Genomic DNA, 20,686 nt, shown 5'->3' on the forward strand with positions numbered 1-20,686 from the left:
ATGTCATCCAAATTCTATATAACGACTCCAATATATTATGTTAACGATGTTCCACATATAGGGCATGCTTATACGAGTCTTGCGTGCGATTTTATAGCAAGGTTTAAGCGTTTAGATGGAGATGATGCTTTTTTTCTCACTGGAACAGATGAGCATGGGCAGAAAATTGAGAAGACTGCGGTTGCAAAGGGTATGGAGCCAAAGGAATTTGTGGATAAAATGTATATCCCTTTTAAAGAGCTTTGTTCTAAAATGAATTTTTCCAATTCAGATTTTATACGTACGACAGAGGAGAGGCATGTTCGCTACGTTCAAGATATTTGGAAAAAATTGGTTGCAAGCGGTGATATTTACATGGGGAAATATAGCGGCTGGTATGCAACACGTGATGAAACTTTTTATTCGGAAGATGAAATTCAAGATGGAAAAGCTCCAACTGGTGCTCCTGTTGAATGGGTAGAAGAAGATAGTTATTTTTTTAGACTATCAGCATGGCAAGATAAGCTATTAGATTTTTATGAGCAACATCCGGAGTTCATTGGACCTGAATCAAGGCGCAATGAGGTGATCTCATTTGTCAAAAGTGGTCTTGTTGATTTATCTGTTTCTAGAACCAGCTTTTCTTGGGGAATTCCGGTGCCAGGTGATGAGCGCCATGTAATATACGTTTGGCTAGATGCTTTATTCAACTATATCTCTGCTGTTGCAAGTGGTCAGTCTTCCTTATGGCCTTGTGATTTACATGTAGTTGGTAAAGATATACTGAGATTTCATGCAGTGTATTGGCCTGCTTTTTTAATGGCTCTCTCAATGCCACTTCCAAAGCGGATATTTGCACATGGTTGGTGGACAAATGAAGGGCAAAAAATTTCAAAGTCACTTGGTAATGTAATAGATCCGGTTGCGCTGGTTGATCAATATGGTCTTGACTATGTAAGATATTTTTTGATGAGAGAGATAAATTTTGGCAGCGACGGTAATTACTCGCATCAGTTATTTGTACAAAGAGTAAATAGCGAGCTTGCGAATAATATAGGAAATTTAGTTCATCGTGTAATGACTTTTATATATAACAACCTTGATGGAGTCATTCCAGAGAAAGTAGTAATTAGTCAAGAAGATGAAGTGATAATGTCTCTTGCATACTCTGCCATTGATAAAGTGAGATTGCACGTAGATAAGCAGGAAATTAGTGCAGCGCTTGCCGTTATAATCGAGCTTGGAAGTGCATGCAATATATATATGGAGAAGAATGCACCTTGGAGATTGCGAAAAGAGGATATAGACCGTATGAACGCAGTGCTAGTCACTTTGTCTGAGTGTATAAGAGTGATAGGTATACTGCTGCAACCTATAGTCTCAGGTTCTGCAGCGAAAATTTTAGGGATATTTAATATTACTGAAGAGCAGCAATTTGAAAAAATACATGAGATGAAGGTTGGGTTACAAGTTGTTTCTGGTATCAATATACAAAAACCCTCGGTGATTTTCAGTAGGCTGGAGGTTTGATGCAAGGCGACCTTTTATGGCATCCATTTACGCAGGAAAAAACTAAAGGCAAGCAAATACACATAGAGAGAGGAGAGGGGACAAAAATCTTTGATGCTAGTGGAAAGAGCTATCTTGATATGATATCCAGTTGGTGGGTTAATTTGCATGGACATGCGAATCTTGAGATTGCAGATGCAATCTATAAGCAAGCAAAAAAGTTAGAGCATGTTATATTCGCTGGTTTTACACATACTCCTGCAGTGGAACTTTGCACAGAGCTGAATAAATTCCTGCCAGAATCTCTCGTGAAGTTCTTCTTTTCTGACAATGGCTCAACATCAGTTGAAGTCGCTCTAAAAATGGCGTATCAGTTTTGGTTTAATGGAGGAGAGCGTAATCGCACCATCTTTCTTTGTTTTGAAGGTGCATATCATGGTGACACATTTGGTGCTATGAGCGTCTCAGCAATTCCTAAATTTCATGGCGTTTTTAAAGAGTTATTTTTTAAAAGTGTTGCAATTCCATTCCCAAATACTTGGGACAATGATAATGAAGTGGAAGAAAAAGAACAAAATGCATTGAGAGTGCTAGAAGAATGTCTTGAAAGTTATGGGAACCAGGTTGCTGCCTTCATTATGGAGCCTATAATTCAAGGTGCAAGTGGCATGAGGTATGCTAGGCCATCTTTTGTTCAAAAAGTTTGTGAGCTTCTTAGAAACTACGGTATTTTACTGATATTTGATGAGGTAATGACTGGTTTTTATAGGACTGGTAAAATGTTTGCTTTAGAGCATGTTGGTGTAGCGCCTGACATTATATGTCTTTCTAAAGGGTTAACAGGTGGTTTCTTGCCGCTTGCTCTGACTGTTACCACAAAGAGAATTTATGATGCATTTCTTGGAGATGGTTTTGATAAAGCACTTGCGCATGGGCATTCTTATACTGCAAATCCAATAGCGTGTGCAGCAGCAATAGCCTCTGCCTGTCTATTATCTAGAGATGAAACGGTAAAAAGTGTTAACAAAATAGTATCAATACAAAAGGCAAGTATTGAGAAGTTGTATTCTATTTTTTCAAGTGTTATCATGCGCCCTAGGTGTTTTGGAACAATAGCTGCTTTTGATTTAGATGATAAGTCATATAATATCAAAGATGTATCGTTAAAGCTTTTGGATATGGGGGTTTTTATACGTCCTCTTGGCAGTACGATTTATTTATTGCCGCCGTATTGTATTTCACAAGATGAGTTAGCTTATTCCTATAGAGCTATAGAAGATTGTCTTAAAATTGCGCTATAGGAGAATATTATGATGTTTAGTTATAGCACTGCAGGGAAAGCAACTTGTGCAGACTTTTTTGGCTTGATTTTCCATATTCCTTTATGAATTTCTTCGCAAATATATCAAAGTATTTGATGAAGAAATATAAAAAATCATACCATCAAAATCCTCGAGCGCCTATTCTGAGACTTTGGGCGCGTGTACTATATACAATGAATAGTATAAATTTTGAGGTTGTATTATCAATGAAAGTTACCTTTCGGATACTGTTATTTTATATTTTTACATATGCACTTATTTGCCACACTCATAGCGTTGCATTCTGTGCTGTAGATCTTGGTGTAAAAACAGGTCAAGTTACAGGCCTGCCTATTCCAAGATATGTTTCGCTTAAATCAAATGAGATAAATCTTAGGGCAGGTCCTGGGATGCAATATCCAATACGTTATATCTATAGATGTACTGGATATCCAATGAAGGTCGTTGCTGAATTTGAGCATTGGAGATTGCTGAGGGATTTGAATGATGTTGAGGGTTGGGTGCACAAAAGCTTAATATCTGGTCGGTCTAATGTGGTTATAAAAGGTAATTATATCAAGAAAATATTGCCATATAGTGTTCCAAAAAATGAAGCGATTATATTTAATTTTCCGAATGAAGATTCATACCCTGTAGTACGTGTTGAATTTGGAGTGGTTGCTATGCTAAAAAAGTGTCAAGATGAATGGTGTTATATCGAAGTAGAAAGAATCTATAGAGGATGGATTAGAAAAGAGAATCTTTATGGTGCATTTTTGAATTGAAGTAGTCTATCCGTCTAAATATAAAATTTACAATTCATTCTACAATTTTTGTAACTAGTACGTGCACCAGAAAGTCTCAGAAGTGGTGTAAAATGCTGGTTAGAGTTTCAAAATAGTGTTTAAATCCGTAAGAAAATGTTATAATAAGCGCAAAAACCTTACAGATTTGCCTTATATGCCAGCAGAAGAAGTGAAAATTAATAATACTCAAAGTAGAATATTTTAGGAGAGATTATCTGACAGTTTGAATCTACAATATAAGTTATATAGTTTATGTTAAAAATATAAAAGTGTAGAAGTCAAGATTTGATCTTACAGACAGTTATAAATTTTATATCTGCTTGTCAGTTAAGTTTTGACTGTCAGATATTTAACTGAGATACAAGATTTCATTATTCGAGAGTTTTCACATAAAGATAGATAATAGCTGTTCTTGATATTGTTTGAATATTTGTGTAATAGTAAGAGCGCACCAAAGCTTGATGGATCCGTATACCATTGACTCTTTTTTAGAAACGATTTTAGTGCGCCGTGTCATTCGGCATAAATGATGTCGCGTGTTGCTATTATCTCTCTCGATACATACTGTGCCAGACTTTCCAATTGTATGACGCTCTTTGGGTAAAATTTTAGAAAAAGCATCCCAATCATCCGTATAAAAATGACATTCCTTCAGATGACTCACTTTTTGTAGAGCTTTTGGAATGTTGCAGTATCACGATTGCCTGTAACCCAGGCAACTGTTCTCCTTGTACTACGATCAACTGCCTTAATGATCCAAAGCTTGTTTTTTTTGAACCAATAAAATGCCACATCTCGTCGAATTCCATCTCCATAATATCCGAAGAGACAACTGGCTCCTGAGTCTTGCCCATCGCCTCTACTACCCAGCGATAAATTATGGACGGCGAATGCCCTAATATCTTGCATAACATAGAAAAAGAGCCATTACCAAGACTATATAGCATAACGCATAATGCTTTCTTAACAGCTGTTTGAGGCTTCTTGCCCAGATCGCCCTCAACAAAATTTAGAACATGATCTGCACTTATAACGCTGTACACCCCTCACAATGCCATTCTTTACAAAGATATCAGAGCAACATCCCTTACAACAAACCATAAAACCACTCTTTAGTTTTTAAAAAAGTGATCATATCATACTTCTATCTAATTGTGAAAACTCTCAAGTTTTTAATAGTCATAGCTGTTTTTTTCTTGTATTTATATGCTAAGGAGTGGCTAGATACTCGGCCTATTCAATTCGAGCGCTATAAAAATAGTGATCAATTTGATGCAGATCTACAAAAGAAATTTCCGCTTGGTTCTGATATGAGGGAAATGATGAAATTATTTGAGCAATCTGGTGCAAAGTGTGAAGATAGATCAGGTGAAGAGCAGTTGAAAGAAGAGGTAGAAAAATATGGGTTAGTTTATTGGTGCAAGTATAGCAGTGATTGGCTTAGTTTTGATCCTCTTGGAGGATATATCATGTGGGTTATGGGAGATAAACATTATAAGTTATTGCATGTTGGTGGAACGAAGACCCCAAAGCTAGTTACATAATATTATGATACTTTTAACAACTTATTAAAGCAATTTTGAGAGTTTTCACAATTAGATAGAAGTATGATATGATCACTTTTTTAAAAACTAAAGAGTGGTTTTATGGTTTGTTGTAAGGGATGTTGCTCTGATATCTTTGTAAAGAATGGCATTGTGAGGGGGTGTACAGCGTTATAAGTGCAGATCATGTTCTAAATTTTGTTGAGGGCGATCTGGGCAAGAAGCCTCAAACAGCTGTTAAGAAAGCATTATGCGTTATGCTATATAGTCTTGGTAATGGCTCTTTTTCTATGTTAGGCAAGATATTATGGCATTCGCCGTCCATAATTTATCGCTGGGTAGTAGAGGCGATGGGCAAGACTCAGGAGCCAGGTGTCTCTTCGGATATTATGGAGATGGAATTCGACGAGATGTGGCATTTTATTGGTTCAAAAAAAACAAGCTTTGGATCATTAAGGCAGTTGATCGTAGTACAAGGAGAACAGTTGCCTGGGTTACAGGCAATCGTGATACTGCAACATTCCAAAAGCTCTACAAAAAGTGAGTCATCTGAAGGAATGTCATTTTTATACGGATGATTGGGATGCTTTTTCTAAAATTTTACCCAAAGAGCGTCATACAATTGGAAAGTCTGGCACAGTATGTATCGAGAGAGATAATAGCAACACGCGACATCATTTATGCCGAATGACACGGCGCACTAAAATCGTTTCTAAAAAAGAGTCAATGGTATACGGATCCATCAAGCTTTGGTGCGCTCTTACTATTACACAAATATTCAAACAATATCAAGAACAGCTCTTATCTATCTTTATGTGAAAACTCTCGTATTTTGTACTAAGTATAGGTATAGAGTTTTAACTGGGCAAGTTGCGATTAGAACTAGGGAAGTAATCCGAGAAATATGTGCTGCTAATTACATAAATATAATTAGTGGCAGTATGAGTCCTGATCACGTACATATATTAGCATTGGTTCCGCCTAGTATATCAATATCTAAAGCTGTGCAATATATTAAAGGTATAAGTAGTCGTAAGTTGCTACAGGAATTTGCACTGCTCCGTAAGCGGTATTGTGGACAACATCTTTGGGCCAGAGGGTATTTTGTTGTGACAGTTGGCAATGTGAATTCAGAAGAAGTGCAAAAATATATAGAACAGCATGAGGAACATCACAAAAAAGATGATTTTAGAATATCAGAGTTTTAGCGTTTACGCTTTTAATCTGCTTTGCAAGCGTTACACAAACTACCGCGCTTTAGCCGGTAGTAATTGATAGTTTTATTAAAACGTTCACACATACCATTAGTTTGAGGTGAATATGCTTTAGTTGTTGTATGCTCTATACCTTCTATACTGAGAAATAACTCAAAAGCATGATGTTCTATATTTCCCTTATATTCTCCTCCACGATCTGTAAGAATACGAAGCATCGGTATCCCTTGACTCTCATACCATGGTAACACTCGATCATTTAGCATATCAGCAGCAGTAATCGCAGTTTTGTCAGTATACAGTTTAGCATCAGCAAATCTACTGTAGCTATCAATAAATACCTGAGCATAAACCTTTCCTATCCCTTTGAAATTGCCTACATAATATGTGTCTTGGCAACCTAAATAACCTGGATGTTGTGTCTCAATTTCTCCATGTGCTTCTTTTTCATTACGGCGTTTCTCTAGTACTTGCAGCTGTGCTTCGGTCAATATAATACCATCTTGGGCCATCTTAGCTTCTAAGGCTTTCAATCTTTTATTGATATTATTCAAATCATTACGTAACCAAATCGATCTTACTCCTCCAGGAGAAACAAGTATACCACTCTTCTTCAGCTCATTTGATACTCTAAGTTGTCCATATGCTGTACTCTATCGCCATATCAACTACTGCTTTTTCTACTGCAGGATCTACTCTATTAGCGATTATTGGCTTCTTGCGACTTATCTCGTATAGCGCTTCTTCTCCTCCTGTTTCATATAGTTCTTTAAATCTGTAATAGCTATCTCTACTATAACACATTGCCTTACATGCAGATTATATACTACCAAGGCTTTTTGCCAATTCAAGTAAATCTAGTTTCGGTTTGATGATTTTTTGATTCAAGTTCATTGCTTATCTCCATTTAATAACTAATTTAATTTACTAAATGTAAGATAAAATGTCGACTAATACATATAAAGTTATACCAAGGCATTTCAAAAGCTACAGCATACTTTTAGCGGATGGACTGGCAAATAGATTTTTGACGTACATACTTGCTAAGAGACATACCTGTTGTAATCCTTAAAAAGTAGAACAAGTATTTTATAGTTTCATTGCTTCCAAAATTACCATAAGTAATGAGATTATGAAAGCTATGTAACCAATTCGCATTACTATATCTATGCCATACAAATATGCTCCAGAGTTATTTTGATGTTGCGCTTTATATGCTTCATATTTACTCTTCAACTGCTCATAATTCGATAAGGCATTGCGATATTCTCTAGCATCTTTCTTAAAATATTGTGTTCTGGTTATAATACGTAGTAAGTATTCACATATGCCATACTTGCTACTATTTTTTACGGCGTTAGATAATTTATATTGTGCTGTTGAGCCTTTAAGTAGGTTGGGTGTAATATCTTGTATATACATTGCAAATTGTTGACAAAGCATTGGCAATTTTTTTATATCATGCTTCTTTTGGGCCTTTGCACAGAGTGCAAGAAACATTACTTCACTACTTGAACTTAAAATTGGAAAGTCACTGAATTCTTCGAAAGATATCTTTTTTTTAATTCCTAGTTTTGCACTCATAAATGCTATAACATCCTCATTTACTGATGCTTTTGATATACTAATATTTGAATTTTCAAATTTATTCATTAAAGATGCTACGTTCCATATTACATCTCCACGATCTAAAAAGAATTTGCATGGCATGTAAGGACTCATTTCATATAAGCACCTAGTATGGCCAAAGCCAATCGTATCCATTAATAAATATTGTGTCCAGTTGCTTATTGAATCAAAGTCTGTAGATGTATATATGCTTCCTGGCACACTATATATCACATCAAGAACTTTAAAGAAATCTGTAAGCATTATGCAATATAATATCTTCATATATCTTTGATCACTGTTGTACGATATTGCTATAAGGTTTGGCATCTCACGCAAGTAGAATGCAAGTTCTTTAAGCCTTATTGGTCCAGTTGGATCTAATATACAAAGCACAAGCGTAAGCTTGAGATTATATGGAAAACAGCAATCTTCGTTAAGAGTTGAATGTTGTATTCTTGCATTATCAATCACTGCAAATAGGTTTGATATATCTACACCATTTGACAATAACCACTCGTTTATCTGACCACTCTTTATCAATTTAAGTGCTGCATTCCAGTTCTGATACATAGCAAATGCTAGAGATGCTCTTGAGTAATATTCTTCTTCATTAAATTTGATTGGTTTTTGGAATAATAGCCCATCATTTAGCTTTTCTATATCATACTGCTTCGAATCTATTGCCTCTTTTAGTTGTTCATATTGCCAGCGTAGCATAGGTTCGTCATGCACAAGCCCTTGTATTAGATAGCTTAGTTTGCCTGTAATTATGCAAAGTTGATTTAGGAAATTATACGTTCCGCCGTGTAGCTTGGATTGTATTATATAACTTGATTCATATGAAGAGTTTATCTCCTTTGCATATGTTGCAAAGATTGTCATGCCTAGTGCATAGTAGTCCGCTTGGAAATCGTCTAAGCTTTTTGCACTTTTATTGCATATTGCTCTACTAGGTGTCTCATAAAATGCTTCTTGATAGAAGCCACATATAGAAGATATACACTCTGAAATTGTAATGTTTTGGTTTTCATCAACAAGAATATTGTTGATATTAATGTTGCCATGCATTATCCCAAGCTTGTGTAGTGCAGATAGTGTTACTGATGTTTCCTTAGCAATCTTATTAATAATGAAATTATCACTAAAGATAGTGCCAGTTTTTAATAATTTGCTTAGTGGTGTTCCAGATGGAACTCGAAATATGACGACAAGTTTTTTTGCTTTATCTGTACTAATTTCTGTAAGCCCAATTGCTTCTGGTAATAGAAGGTTAGGAATCTTGTGTTGCTTTAATAGAAAAATTTCAGCGATACGAATTGGTACATTGAGATCTTTAAAAACTATTGCGTAATAATTTGGAGATTGATCTCCATGTTTTTGAGCAGAATATGCATCGATAAAATGATTATTGATTGCTTTCATCGGTTGATTGATGTTGATTATGAAATCAGCTATCTGGTCCAAAACTTTGCTAGTTGGTATATCTTGATTTGTAAACTGCTCAGCAAAGTAAGCTTTTGCAGCAACTCGCCGTTGCTTACGCAATTTCATATATTGCTTTTGCAATAAATCTTCCATAGACTCTCCAAAGAAATAATGCTGCGTTTCATTATATACATCAAAACCTTTACTTGAGATTCTCCGCTTCCGAGAGAATCTCCACTCTAAGTAGAGATTGTGAATTGAAAATGAAATTAAATCAACATAAGCTTTAATATTCTGCTTGAGTTGATGTATACGTGCAGATGCATAAGCAAGAAATATAGCAGAATTTCGTGCTATTCACTATTATTTCTATTTTATTACTTCGGTATTTTTTTTAAGATTTCGATACTTATGCCATTATATTATCGAAGTTGAGAATTTGCTCCTTGATTTTGGGTAAATTGGCGCTTTTATATTGAGTTAGGGCGAGCAGGGCGGCTTTTGCTATCGATTCTATTTTTTCTTTGCATTTTATATCTTTATCTATTAAAAAGACGCTTGATAGATGTCTTATTGCCCAAAAACAGCGATAGAATTGTTGTAATGCCGCACGGCTCTTCTCTGATTCTATCTTTTCAAGTTCAAGTATCAAAAGATTTAGTACCTTATTCAACTCCGTTAGGTGCGTCGTAAATTCTATTGTTTGTTCTAATCCAGAGACAACGCCACTGATGGATTTGGCTAGTGATTCTTCTGCGCGTTTTATTCTTCTGATTATATATTCGAAAGCTTGTATATAGAAATCTAATGCCTCTTCTTTACTTGCACCGAATGAAAGGTATTGGCTTGTTAAGTTGCTATCGTCATGTTTTATTTTGTTAGTCTGCTCATTATTTGTATGTCTTATATCATTTAGTAAATAAAGAGCATGATGATCATATTCATGTTGCATCTGATTTCTCCTACATGACTTTGTATTTTTATAGCGATAAAGAATGTAGTGCTTAGTTAAAATTTATTAAGTGCATAAAGTGCTGCAAATTTTGTATTAGGTCTTGTTAACCAAGTTACTTATGCAAGTCTTTTTTGCCTGATTTTTAAGTATTACTTCGTTCATTATCTTTATAAATTATATACACAAGTATTAGGCGTGGCAATTAACTTGTACGCTGAAAAATCATGTACTCAAAGTCATCACATAAGCACTTTGTGACCAATGCCTAATACAGTGTTTTGATCCTCTATTTAGCTTTATAATTCATCTTTGGAATTTCCCCAAAGCTTTTTATTCATCTTCTTATTCATTTCATATGTTGTTTCTTGTTGTTTGATATAAACCATCACCTCTTTACATTTTTTATCAGCTTCTTTTTCTAATTTCTGTTGTTTTGCTTCTAATTCGGAGATCTTTTTCTGAAGCTGTTGCATTTTATTTGATATTATATTGTCTTTTGCTATAAATTGCAAATTGGAATAATCTTTAATTTTTACTGCGATTTTATCTATAATTCCCTGCTGTATCTTTACATTAGCGTGATCTTTTATCTTTCTATGGGACTTTGCATCGTTAGCGCTATGCAATTGCTCGGCAAAATTGATGTAAGAGACTTGGCATTGTATGTAATTTTGAGGTTGGTTAGCTGGGTTAAAAATGTCGATCGTAGCTAGTTGTTTATCTGGCCTTGACTGTAGGCGTGTTATTTTAAAAAGAGTATTTTTTTGAATTACATCTGCAGCGGTATTTACTTTTGCTGTTGCGACTCTTGTTGTGTCAAAAAAAAGCTTTGCTTTATCGTCGTTCATATTTTCTACTGGAGTGATTGCACCTTTAATCACTTCATCATTATCTTGTATCTCAAGCTTTGTATTGGGCTTGTCTTTCCGTATTTGTAGCTTGTATTGAGAAGTTTCTGGTACAATTTCGATCGTGATGCCATCGATCTTAAGGTTATTTATTTTTTCCACTATATTTTGCCATGTATCACCTTGTGAGACTTGAATATCATTGTTGTTTATTTGAAATATTCCTTCTTTCAATAGCTTTAAATTATTTTCTCCTGGCTTGTTAACTGCAACTGCATCTTTATAGAATGATATGCTTTCAAATAATGTTAACTGCTCCTTAAAACCTAGGGTGATTATACCTTTAGTAATTTTATCATGATCTTGGATCCAGAGCATTGTATTAGGATTATATTGCTTGATTTGTAGCTTATATCTATTAGTGTTTGGTATAATTTCGGCAGTGATACCATTGAGATTAAGATTATTTATTTTTTGCGCTATATCTGGCCATGTATCCCCTTGTGAGAGTTGAATATCCTTGTCGTTCATTTTAAATGTTCCTTCTTTCAATAAATTTGAATGATTTTCTCCCGGCTTGTTAACTGCGATTGGGTTTTTATCATCGAATAATGTGCTTTGAAATAATGGTAACTTAGTCTTAAGATTTGTATTTGCGGCATGGATTACACCTTTAGTAACTTCATGAAAATCATGTATACGAAGCTTTGTATCAAGATTGTCAAGTTGCTGGATCTTTAGCTGATATCTATGAGCGTTTGGTACAATTTCTGCAATTATGCCATTGATATTGAGGTTGTTTATTTTTTGTATTATATCTTTCCACGTATCACCTTGTAAGACTTGAATTTCCTTGTCGTTTATTTTAAATGTTCCTTCTTTTAATAGGTTTAAGTTATGTTCTTCTGGCTTGTTAACTGCTGCTGCGTTTTCATCATCGAATAATATGCTTTCAAATGATGGTAACTCAGCTTTAAAAAGGTCTCCAAGTATGTTGTCATAGTCTACAATTTCAAGATCTTGGTACTGATTTAGCTCGAGTAAAATTGCGTTATAACCATCTGATCCCATAATTTTTGCTTCAATTTCTGCTTGAGCTTCATTATTTTTACCTATTGGGTTTTTACTTTTGGGAAACACTTTGTTAATTTTCTCGGCAAGTGTAGCAAGAGAATCTCCTTCAGAGAGCTTTATATTGCGATTGTTAATTATTATGTTTCCGTCTTTTTTCACAACCGCGATATCTTTGCTTGCGACGAATTTGCTCTGTGACGATATGACTTCCAATTTGTTGAAGTCTACTTCATAGTCGATTGAATCAACTATTAATCTGCCAAAATCTACATTTTTTCTTTCGTATGACAATGGCGTATGAAAATTCTCTGAAGTTGACCTTAGTGTGAAAGCAAATAGTTCTTCTATTTTTGTGATATCATCATTTATTGCATTTTGAAAAATTTCCTCGTATATACCAAGGACTTGACATTGTGGTTTAAATTCACCTTTGTCATTTGTTTGTTCAGGTTCTGTTGCAAAAGATATCCCTATGCTATCTAATATTGATCTTGTGCGTTGTGATATTGCAAGATTGTTTGATATTTGTTTAAGTATATCGTCTCTTGCTAGTGCTCCAAGACCTTCTTTTGGAGAGTCATCATATCCGTATTTACAGATTTGACGCAATAAAGTGTTGTATTTTTCTACAAAATCTAGTGTAGCACCCAATATTTTCTTTTGATCTGGAATGATTTGGACGTGAATTGGAGATTTAGTGGTATTGTTTAACTTTATTTGTAATGCACCCCTGCTAAAAACATCTGTGATAGTGTTATGAGAGCGTTGAATGATCTGCCAATTTAGTTCTATAATAGCATTTGTTGGATGGTTTATGGTTGCTTCGTTTGTGATATATTTGGCGCTACTTGCTGAATCAATTGACGGAAACACGCTGTTTAACGACATATAATGATCTTTGATCTTTATGACTTTTTCTGGTGCTGTTCCGGTGTATGTGAGAGATATTCGGAACTTATTATCACCGCCTTGATTTTCAGTGATTTCAGCTGTCACGTTTGTTGATTCGCGTACGTTATTTATCTTATCTTGCACAGTAGTTAGCGTATCACCTTTTTCTAGTAAAATTTTCTCTCCATTTATTGTGATGTAACCTGCTGTGAATACATCAGGTTTTTGGTGATATTCGTATACTACAGGTGAGTCTTTTGACTCAAACCCAACACTGCTGGTAATACTACTATTGAATTCAAAGTTTCTAGAAAATGTATCTCCAAGACAACCGCTTTCATCCGAAAGATCCACTATAGTTTCTGCACCTGTATAGTCATTTTTCAGAAAAATTTTGTATTCATCATCGTTAACACGCATATAGCTTGCAGATACGCCAGTTACCTTGCTGTGGTAATTAATACTTTCCAATATTGTTATTACGTTGTTACCTTCTTCTAGTTTTACTAATGCATAGCTTTTGTATCCATTTACAGGATCTTCACTTTTAAATTGGTCGTTTAGTATATTATTTTTATCAATTATTTCGTATGCATTGAGAGGTCCTGGCTGTTTAGATTGTATTAATAATCTAAATTCTCCATTTTCTGAAATTATACTCGCTTTAACATTAGAGTGCGATTGATTTATTTTATTCTTCAATTTCTCTAGCGTGTCATCTTCTTTGATCAAAATCTCAATGTTATTTCCTGATTCTTTTTCATAAATATAAAACACTCCAGCTTTGATATGTTGTGCAAGTGAAGTATCTGTAATATTTGTATCTTTGCTTTTGAATGTTGCGCTTAGATGTGGAAAGTTAGGTATGCCAATTTTGAATGTACCAGGAGTGAAAATCGCTGAATCTCCTGGGTCTTTATTTTCTTTGACTAAGGGTGTTTTAGTGTTTCTGAAAGAAGATGTGCTGCTTATCTGGTGTGCAGAGGCTAGTTGATTAATTTGAAGTTTTAGATCTGGGATTGTAGCGCTATGTGCAGATATATCTGCATATTTCTCTATATCTTTGCCGTATATAGTTCTGGATGCAAATACATTATCCTCTTTTGAGTTTCCGGACTCTCTTAATTGCTGCATTACTTGATAAAGACTCGCAGTACTATCGCCGAGTTTCTGTAAGTTATCAAACTGTTCTTTATATTTTGATATGTCTTCTTGGTTTTTATCTAACTCCTGATACGTGCTTTTGGTATTTTGTAAGACGGTAGTCGTAATCTTGTTCTTGTCAAAGAATTTTGAATCAACATTTTCTGCAATTGAATCTATACAATCTTGAATTGTTGGATATTCAGCTTTTTGTTTATTTCCTAGTGGTGTTTTATACCTATTATCACCCACGCTAGCCGAAGCTAGATTGTTGGATATCCCTTTCATTTTCACTTCTCCCTACTTCATTCTTATACTTAGATATAAGCAGGCTATTTCATATAGATTAAAAGTTCAACTCTTAATAGAAGGATATATATGTTGTTCATATCCCTATGGTTATGCTCAATATAATCTTAATCTTTTTTTAATAATTCCTCTTTTCTTCAAAAAAATATTAACATATGATGAACATCATAGATCTTGTTTAAAATGATTACAGGTACGTTATATGAGTAAAGAACGGGATAACTACAAGGCTTTAAAGATGAAAAAAGCTGAGGAGAAAGAAACTGCTAGAAAAAAAGAAATGGAGAATAGGATCACGAAAGGGATTGAAGCGCTTAAATATATCATAAAAAATGACGGAAAACGCTTTCAAGGAATTCTGCAGCTCTATGTCGGTGCTTATAGTCATGATTCGAATTTTTTTGTATCAGCTTTTTGTAAAGCAGCGCTATTTATAGAGTATATATGGATTTGCTTCAGCAATTATAAGCTTTTAGATTTGAAGAATTTTATACTAAATGGTGAGTCTGGTGTTATAGAAAGAGTGGTGGCGGAGAGAAAAGTTCAAGACTTTATAGGGTCAAACAAAGAACTTGTGGCAGGCCTTGTGAAGACTACAAATGGATTAAGTAAGAAGCAAAGAGATTCGATTGTAGATTTGACAAATGCCATGCTAAAAGCCCTCCAGAATAGAGTGGAATATAACGAATTTGCTAAAATTGTCGCTGATGGTATGGAAAGAGATGGAAATCGTCTAGTGATGGTAGAGAGGTTAATGAAGTTTGCGTTGAATAAACCTGATCTCAAATCTGCAGTTATAAAAATAGCGCAAACGGCTCAATGGGATATATAGCATAAGTGACTAAGGTGCTGACAATTTAATTGTATTAAAAACAGCATCATAAAGAGTATCAAATAAATCTATAGTTTTTCTAATTTCATTTTTTATCTTAAACCAGTAATGCTCTATAGGATTTAAATCAGGAGAGTAAGTTGGTAAAAATAATATGTAACAACCCACAGATTCAATTAACTCTTTCACTTTAGGATTCTTATGGAAGTTAATGTTATCCATAACAACAGTTTGTCCAGGTTTTAATTCTTTAATTAACATCTCCCTAATATAAGCTTCAAAGACCTCTTTATTGCAATTACCCTCAAATATTACGGGAGCAATAAGATTACAATTACAAAGACCAGCTATCATACTTATTCTAGTTTTATGTTGATACACCTTTTCCCCATAGCACCTTTCTCCTAAAATACTACAACCATATCCTTTACAAGCATTATCTTCTATTCCAGATTCATCAAGATATACTATTTTATCTCTTGTGATGGTTTTTATCTTTTCAATAAATTCATGTCTTAACGGAATATCTCTTTTCGGATGAAGATGAGTTTTTTTTATAGCTATAACCAAGTTTTTTTATCGCCTGTAAGATCGTTGTAGGTGATATATTACACCACTTCTTTGCTAGTTCTTTTGATGTCATAGCAATATTTAATTCAAAAAATTCTTTAAAATCTTCTAGATTTTTGATCTTATGACTGTGACCTTTTTGATAACCACTTGCTGCTTTCAAAGAACCGTGCTTATCTTGCAGAATTTTCCACTTATAGATAGTATCACGACTCACTCTAAATAGTTTACTCACTTTAGTGATTCTTGCACCATTTTCTAATGCTTCTATTACTCTTACCCTAAGTTCTATTGGATATGCTCTTGCCATAATTTTATGCTTTTTATTTCATACTCACTTTTTATATCTTAATTCCTAACTTTTGTCAGTATCTTAGTCACTTATGCTATACGTAAAGCATTGTGGGCAACTAGTATTCTGAAAAATGTCGAGAAGTTTATTAGGGAGCACAAAGATAATGAGATGCAAGCTTTTATTAGTCAGGTTGAGTTCATTCTAATGACCAAAAAGCAGAGATGATTGCTTATAGACTCACCTTACGCAAAATTGACAAAATCAGTATAAAGGTAGTAAAAGTAAGCGAAATAAAAAAATAAAGTATGTCTAAGAAAATATTGGATATATATTCAGACTATTTAATTTGTCAAAATAAGTATGCAACAGCTACTGGTTTATCAGATTTATTGTCTGGAGATATAAGCCACGACAAGATTACAAAATATCTTAATTCTGAAGATTTAGGATCAAAAGAATTATGGTTATACATCAAGCCAGAAATTAGGAAGCATGAGCTTAACAAGGGATGTGTTTTGATATTAGATGATTCAATAGAAGAGAAACCTTATACGGATGAAAATGAGATAGTAGCATGGCATCACTCTTATGCTAAAGGAAGGCATGTAAAGGGGATAAACATTTTATCGTGCTTAGTTTCGTATGGTGACGTAGTGCTTCCGTTTGGGTACGCACTCATTCGTAAAGATGTTAGTTTTTCTGATATTGAGACAGGAAAAGTACAGCGTAAATCTAGCATTAGCAAAAACCAACATTTTCGCAATCTCATAAAACGATCAACAGAGAACAAAGTGTTGTTTGAGCATATTTTAGCCGACAATTGGTTTGGTTCTAAAGAGAATATGGAATTCATAGAATCGCTTGGTAAAAAGTTTATTATAGGTATTAAATCAAATAGAATTATTGCATTATCATGTAAAGATAAAAAATTGGGGAAGTTTCAACAAATCTCATCATTAGATATGCAGGATGGAGAATCAAAGAAGGTATGGTTGAAAGGAGTATCTTTTGAAGTTTTACTAATCAAAAAAGTTTTCATAAACGAGGACGGATCAACTGGTATTCTATACCTTGCTTCTAATGATACAGAACATGATGCTGCCTATTTGTACGAAATCTATCAAAAACGATGGAGAATTGAGGAATATCACAAATCTATCAAAGAAAATACAAGCTTTGCAAAATCTCCAACGAAAAAGATGCGATCTCAAGCAAACCATATATTTGCTTCAATCGTAGCATTTTGCAAGTTAGAAATTATAAAGGTTGCCACTGCAACCAATCATTTTGCTATTAAATATAAATTGTTAGTAGCAGCGAATATAGCATCTATGAATGAATTGATAAATTTACGCAAAAATAATGCTCTTGCGTAAGGTGAGTTATAGAGCTTTTCGTGCGATATGTAAAGATCATAATGTGCAGCAAAGGTTTTTCGCAGCATTAGAAAAAGAGAAAGGCATTTCACTAACAGAAGAAAATCTGCTGGAGATAGATAAAGCACTGAAAGAGTTTTATTCACGCAATAGTACCTCATTTTTTCAAGGACTAGCTGCGCAGATGTTCTATTTTTGAGAGTTTTCACAATTAGATAGAAGTATGATATGATCACTTTTTTAAAAACTAAAGAGTGGTTTTATGGTTTGTTGTAAGGGATGTTGCTCTGATATCTTTGTAAAGAATGGCATTGTGAGGGGTGTACAGCGTTATAAGTGCAGATCATGTTCTAAATTTTGTTGAGGGCGATCTGGGCAAGAAGCCTCAAACAGCTGTTAAGAAAGCATTATGCGTTATGCTATATAGTTCTTGGTAATGGCTCTTTTTCTATGTTAGGCAAGATATTAGGGCATTCGCCGTCCATAATTTATCGCTGGGTAGTAGAGGCGATGGGCAAGACTCAGGAGCCAGTTGTCTCTTCGGATATTATGGAGATGGAATTCGACGAGATGTGGCATTTTATTGGTTCAAAAAAAACAAGCTTTGGATCATTAAGGCAGTTGATCGTAGTACAAGGAGAACAGTTGCCTGGGTTACAGGCAATCGTGATACTGCAACATTCCAAAAGCTCTACAAAAAGTGAGTCATCTGAAAGAATGTCATTTTTATACGGATGATTGGGATGCTTTTTCTAAAATTTTACCCAAAGAGCGTCATACAATTGGAAAGTCTGGCACAGTATGTATCGAGAGAGATAATAGCAACACGCGACATCATTTATGCCGAATGACACGGCGCACTAAAATCGTTTCTAAAAAAGAGTCAATGGTATACGGATCCATCAAGCTTTGGTGCGCTCTTACTATTACACAAATATTCAAACAATATCAAGAACAGCTCTTATCTATCTTTATGTGAAAACTCTCAAATTTTTATCTTGATATGATAAAAATTCAATGAAATAGAGTTTTGTTGCAAATTTAGCGAGTGTAGATATTACAAGCAATAATATAGTACTTCACACCTTAAAGATAATCATGTGTAAACCGCAGGTAAATGAAGAGTTGATATTATACAAGCAAGATATTTAGTAGAAAGATATATTTTATCTTGATGAGCCATTGAATTTTTCACTTTTTGCACTATCTAAAACAGTGTCATTTCACTTATATACCGTAGATAAATAAAGAGTTGATATTTATTATGTATATATAAAGTTAGCCTTCCAAAAGAGCTATGAAGAATTGTAGCGCGTGTGTATATAAAATACATAATGAGCTTTTTAAATGCGCCAATTTTGAAAAGTATGAGGAATATATAAGGCTGCGAAACCACATGTGACACAGGGTAAGATGTAGTTCTGTGGCTCGTCTGAAGCAAGATATTGTACTTTTTATATTGCAAATTGGCTGATTGTTTTGCATATTAAGGAACTTTTGCTTGCAACCTTTTATTAGCATATTGCTGGTTGTAAGTTTGAAAAATTAACAGGATTAAAATTAGGGAGAACCTGTGCAACAAGATTATTATGCTCTACTTGGAGTCAGTAGAAATTCATCTGCCGATGAGATTAAAAAAGCTTATAGAAAGCTTGCAATGCAGTATCACCCAGATCGTAATCAGGGGAACCCAGAAGCTGAAAAAAAGTTTAAAGAGCTAACAGCAGCATATGATGTATTAAAAGATGAAAATAAAAGAGCTGCTTACGATAGATATGGCTCTGCTGCGTTTGATGGCATGCAAGGACAGCCTGGAGCTGGGTTTTCAAACGACTTCTCAGATTTTGCAGACATATTTAATGGAATTTTTCAGGATTTTGGTGGAGGCCAAAGAGGATCTGGCAATAAGAGAAAAACTAAGGTACGTGGCTCAGATCTGAGATATAATCTATCTATTACTCTTGAAGAAGCTTGCTCTGGTAAGAAATACGATATTAAGTATAAGACTGCAGTACGTTGCGAGAGCTGTACAGGGAGTGGCAGCGCTGACAAAAATAATGAAAACATGTCGTGTTTAGCATGCGGAGGAAAAGGTGTAACAGTTTCACAACAAGGATTTTTTATGGTTGAAAGAACTTGTTCAACGTGTGGAGGAGCGGGTGTTGTAATTAAAAATCCGTGTAGAAGCTGTCACGGTCAAGGTAGAATTGAAAATGAGAAGAAGATTACTGTGAATATCCCAGCTGGTGTCGAAGATGGCATAAAGATCAGAGTTGCTGGAGAGGGCGAATGTGGGGTGTGTGGCGGAGCTGCAGGTGATTTATATATATTTATTAATATCTTACAACATCCTATTTTTGAGAGAAGAAAAGATGATCTTTATTGCACTGTGAGTATAAAAATGACTACCGCAGCGCTTGGTGGTGCAATTCAAGTAAAGTGTTTGGATGGTTCTTTGGTAAAAGTCGCTGTGCCACAAGGAACGCAGTTTGATACGCAGTTGAAAGTAACTGGAAAGGGCATGCCAATCTTAAAATCAAATAAATTTGGCAATATGTTTGTGCGCGTTAAAGTGGAAGTTCCTTCAAATTTGACAGCTCGCCAAAAGGAATTGCTGAAAGAATTTGACAATGAATACAAAAATGAACAGTCCGAAGATGAAGGTTTGTTTAGTAAGGTAAAGAATTTTTGGAGTGAGATAACAAACGATAAGAATGACAATAAATAAACTATTGTGTTTATAGTTTTATATATACGAAAAGCAGTATCTACAGCCAAAATAATTATTTAATAAATAAGAAAAAGCTGATGTATACCGCAAGTAAGTGAAGAGTTGGTATTAGACTTCAAAAAGAGCTAGAAGAATTAATATGCAATGTATCACGAAATATATAAGGATCATTTTCACAAGACGTCAATTTTGAAAAGTATGATGATTATATATATTGATGTGTGTACCTGATATTAAATAATATAGCTGGTGACATTTTGTCTGAAAAGCATA

At 34.5% G+C, this 20,686-nt stretch carries 19 protein-coding genes and 1 pseudogene; 13 read left to right on the forward strand and 7 right to left on the reverse strand.

Annotated elements, in window-relative coordinates:
* From metG to AACK98_RS01900, 3 genes are all read left to right on the forward strand, one after another.
* Complete coding sequence (metG, locus tag AACK98_RS01890) at positions 1 to 1,509, forward strand: methionine--tRNA ligase (RefSeq protein WP_339041871.1); 1,509 nt, start codon at positions 1 to 3, stop codon at positions 1,507 to 1,509.
* Positions 1,509 to 2,789 (forward strand): adenosylmethionine--8-amino-7-oxononanoate transaminase, encoded by a 1,281-nt coding sequence (gene bioA / locus AACK98_RS01895; protein WP_339041874.1) that lies wholly within the window; start codon positions 1,509 to 1,511, stop codon positions 2,787 to 2,789. Before metG ends, bioA begins: the two co-directional genes overlap by 1 nt.
* Positions 2,790 to 2,983: 194 nt before the next feature.
* Positions 2,984 to 3,574, forward strand: coding sequence for an SH3 domain-containing protein (locus AACK98_RS01900; RefSeq protein WP_339041876.1), 591 nt, complete (start codon positions 2,984 to 2,986; stop codon positions 3,572 to 3,574).
* A gap of 406 nt (positions 3,575 to 3,980) precedes the next feature.
* Here AACK98_RS01900 and AACK98_RS01905 read toward each other — a convergent pair whose 3' ends face one another.
* Together AACK98_RS01905 and AACK98_RS01910 are read right to left on the reverse strand one after the other, a co-directional pair.
* The gene (locus tag AACK98_RS01905; protein ID WP_339040346.1) at positions 3,981 to 4,259 is read right to left on the reverse strand and encodes an IS1 family transposase; all 279 of its coding nucleotides are present in this window, start codon (positions 4,257 to 4,259) and stop codon (positions 3,981 to 3,983) included.
* Positions 4,222 to 4,638 (reverse strand): hypothetical protein, encoded by a 417-nt coding sequence (locus tag AACK98_RS01910; protein ID WP_339041878.1) that lies wholly within the window; start codon positions 4,636 to 4,638, stop codon positions 4,222 to 4,224. Before AACK98_RS01910 ends, AACK98_RS01905 begins: the two co-directional genes overlap by 38 nt.
* A gap of 111 nt (positions 4,639 to 4,749) precedes the next feature.
* On the opposite strand from AACK98_RS01910, the gene AACK98_RS01915 reads away from it, so the two are divergent.
* The 4 genes from AACK98_RS01915 to tnpA all read left to right on the forward strand — a co-directional run bounded on the left by AACK98_RS01915 (position 4,750) and on the right by tnpA (position 6,347).
* On the forward strand, positions 4,750 to 5,139 hold the full coding sequence (locus AACK98_RS01915) for a hypothetical protein (protein ID WP_339041880.1): 390 nt from the start codon (positions 4,750 to 4,752) through the stop codon (positions 5,137 to 5,139).
* Positions 5,140 to 5,300: 161 nt separating this feature from the next.
* Positions 5,301 to 5,717, forward strand: coding sequence for a hypothetical protein (locus AACK98_RS01920; RefSeq protein ID WP_339041882.1), 417 nt, complete (start codon positions 5,301 to 5,303; stop codon positions 5,715 to 5,717).
* Complete coding sequence (locus tag AACK98_RS01925; protein ID WP_339040346.1) at positions 5,680 to 5,958, forward strand: IS1 family transposase; 279 nt, start codon at positions 5,680 to 5,682, stop codon at positions 5,956 to 5,958. The genes AACK98_RS01920 and AACK98_RS01925 overlap by 38 nt, the downstream gene beginning before the upstream one ends.
* Positions 5,955 to 6,347, forward strand: a complete 393-nt coding sequence (gene tnpA / locus AACK98_RS01930) for an IS200/IS605 family transposase (RefSeq protein ID WP_410519990.1) — start codon at positions 5,955 to 5,957, stop codon at positions 6,345 to 6,347. The genes AACK98_RS01925 and tnpA overlap by 4 nt, the downstream gene beginning before the upstream one ends.
* 65 nt (positions 6,348 to 6,412) lie before the next feature.
* Here tnpA and AACK98_RS01935 read toward each other — a convergent pair.
* The 4 genes and pseudogenes from AACK98_RS01935 to fliD all read right to left on the reverse strand — a co-directional run.
* Positions 6,413 to 7,157 (reverse strand): annotated as a pseudogene (locus AACK98_RS01935) (DDE-type integrase/transposase/recombinase); the annotation flags it as partial.
* A 285-nt stretch (positions 7,158 to 7,442) separates the two neighbouring features.
* The gene (locus AACK98_RS01940) at positions 7,443 to 9,542 is read right to left on the reverse strand and encodes a hypothetical protein (RefSeq protein ID WP_339041884.1); all 2,100 of its coding nucleotides are present in this window, start codon (positions 9,540 to 9,542) and stop codon (positions 7,443 to 7,445) included.
* 256 nt (positions 9,543 to 9,798) lie between these two features.
* A complete protein-coding gene (locus AACK98_RS01945) occupies positions 9,799 to 10,341 on the reverse strand; it encodes a hypothetical protein (protein ID WP_339041886.1) in 543 nt (180 codons plus the stop codon).
* A gap of 299 nt (positions 10,342 to 10,640) precedes the next feature.
* Entirely contained in the window at positions 10,641 to 14,588 is a 3,948-nt protein-coding gene (gene fliD, locus AACK98_RS01950) for a flagellar filament capping protein FliD (RefSeq protein ID WP_339042522.1), read from the reverse strand.
* 223 nt (positions 14,589 to 14,811) lie between these two features.
* Here fliD and AACK98_RS01955 point away from each other — a divergent pair, with 223 nt between their 5' ends.
* Entirely contained in the window at positions 14,812 to 15,441 is a 630-nt protein-coding gene (locus AACK98_RS01955; protein ID WP_339041888.1) for a hypothetical protein, read from the forward strand.
* A gap of 9 nt (positions 15,442 to 15,450) precedes the next feature.
* Here AACK98_RS01955 and AACK98_RS01960 read toward each other — a convergent pair.
* Positions 15,451 to 16,321, reverse strand: a protein-coding gene (locus tag AACK98_RS01960) for an IS630 family transposase (RefSeq protein ID WP_339040258.1) whose coding sequence is annotated in 2 segments (ribosomal slippage) — positions 15,451 to 15,996 and positions 15,998 to 16,321 — 870 coding nt in all. Because the reading frame shifts where the segments join, the coding sequence is not laid out codon by codon here.
* Positions 16,322 to 16,611: 290 nt separating this feature from the next.
* Here AACK98_RS01960 and AACK98_RS01965 point away from each other — a divergent pair.
* The 5 genes from AACK98_RS01965 to dnaJ all read left to right on the forward strand — a co-directional run bounded on the left by AACK98_RS01965 (position 16,612) and on the right by dnaJ (position 20,410).
* Positions 16,612 to 17,682, forward strand: coding sequence for a transposase (locus AACK98_RS01965; RefSeq protein WP_339041533.1), 1,071 nt, complete (start codon positions 16,612 to 16,614; stop codon positions 17,680 to 17,682).
* A 1-nt stretch (position 17,683) separates the two neighbouring features.
* Entirely contained in the window at positions 17,684 to 17,881 is a 198-nt protein-coding gene (locus tag AACK98_RS01970) for a hypothetical protein (protein WP_339041890.1), read from the forward strand.
* A 161-nt stretch (positions 17,882 to 18,042) separates the two neighbouring features.
* Complete coding sequence (locus AACK98_RS01975) at positions 18,043 to 18,420, forward strand: hypothetical protein (protein WP_339041892.1); 378 nt, start codon at positions 18,043 to 18,045, stop codon at positions 18,418 to 18,420.
* Positions 18,383 to 18,661 (forward strand): IS1 family transposase, encoded by a 279-nt coding sequence (locus AACK98_RS01980; protein ID WP_339040346.1) that lies wholly within the window; start codon positions 18,383 to 18,385, stop codon positions 18,659 to 18,661. Before AACK98_RS01975 ends, AACK98_RS01980 begins: the two co-directional genes overlap by 38 nt.
* 594 nt (positions 18,662 to 19,255) lie before the next feature.
* Positions 19,256 to 20,410 carry a molecular chaperone DnaJ gene (gene dnaJ / locus AACK98_RS01985; protein ID WP_339041894.1) on the forward strand — a complete coding sequence of 385 codons (1,155 nt, stop codon included), beginning with the start codon at positions 19,256 to 19,258 and terminating at the stop codon, positions 20,408 to 20,410.
* The last annotated feature ends 276 nt before the right edge of the window (positions 20,411 to 20,686 follow it).

This window comes from Candidatus Lariskella endosymbiont of Hedychridium roseum, assembly GCF_964020185.1.
In the GTDB taxonomy this organism is placed as follows: Bacteria; Pseudomonadota; Alphaproteobacteria; order Rickettsiales; family Midichloriaceae; genus Lariskella.

Coding starts and splice junctions, on each gene's coding strand:
- AACK98_RS01965 (WP_339041533.1), top strand. CDS start 16,612: ATGTCTAAGAAAATATTGGATATATATTCAGACTATTTAATTTGTCAA.
- metG (WP_339041871.1), top strand. CDS start 1: ATGTCATCCAAATTCTATATAACGACTCCAATATATTATGTTAACGAT.
- AACK98_RS01945 (WP_339041886.1), bottom strand. CDS start 10,341: ATGCAACATGAATATGATCATCATGCTCTTTATTTACTAAATGATATA.
- AACK98_RS01955 (WP_339041888.1), top strand. CDS start 14,812: ATGAGTAAAGAACGGGATAACTACAAGGCTTTAAAGATGAAAAAAGCT.
- AACK98_RS01900 (WP_339041876.1), top strand. CDS start 2,984: ATGAATAGTATAAATTTTGAGGTTGTATTATCAATGAAAGTTACCTTT.
- bioA (WP_339041874.1), top strand. CDS start 1,509: ATGCAAGGCGACCTTTTATGGCATCCATTTACGCAGGAAAAAACTAAA.
- AACK98_RS01940 (WP_339041884.1), bottom strand. CDS start 9,542: ATGGAAGATTTATTGCAAAAGCAATATATGAAATTGCGTAAGCAACGG.
- fliD (WP_339042522.1), bottom strand. CDS start 14,588: ATGAAAGGGATATCCAACAATCTAGCTTCGGCTAGCGTGGGTGATAAT.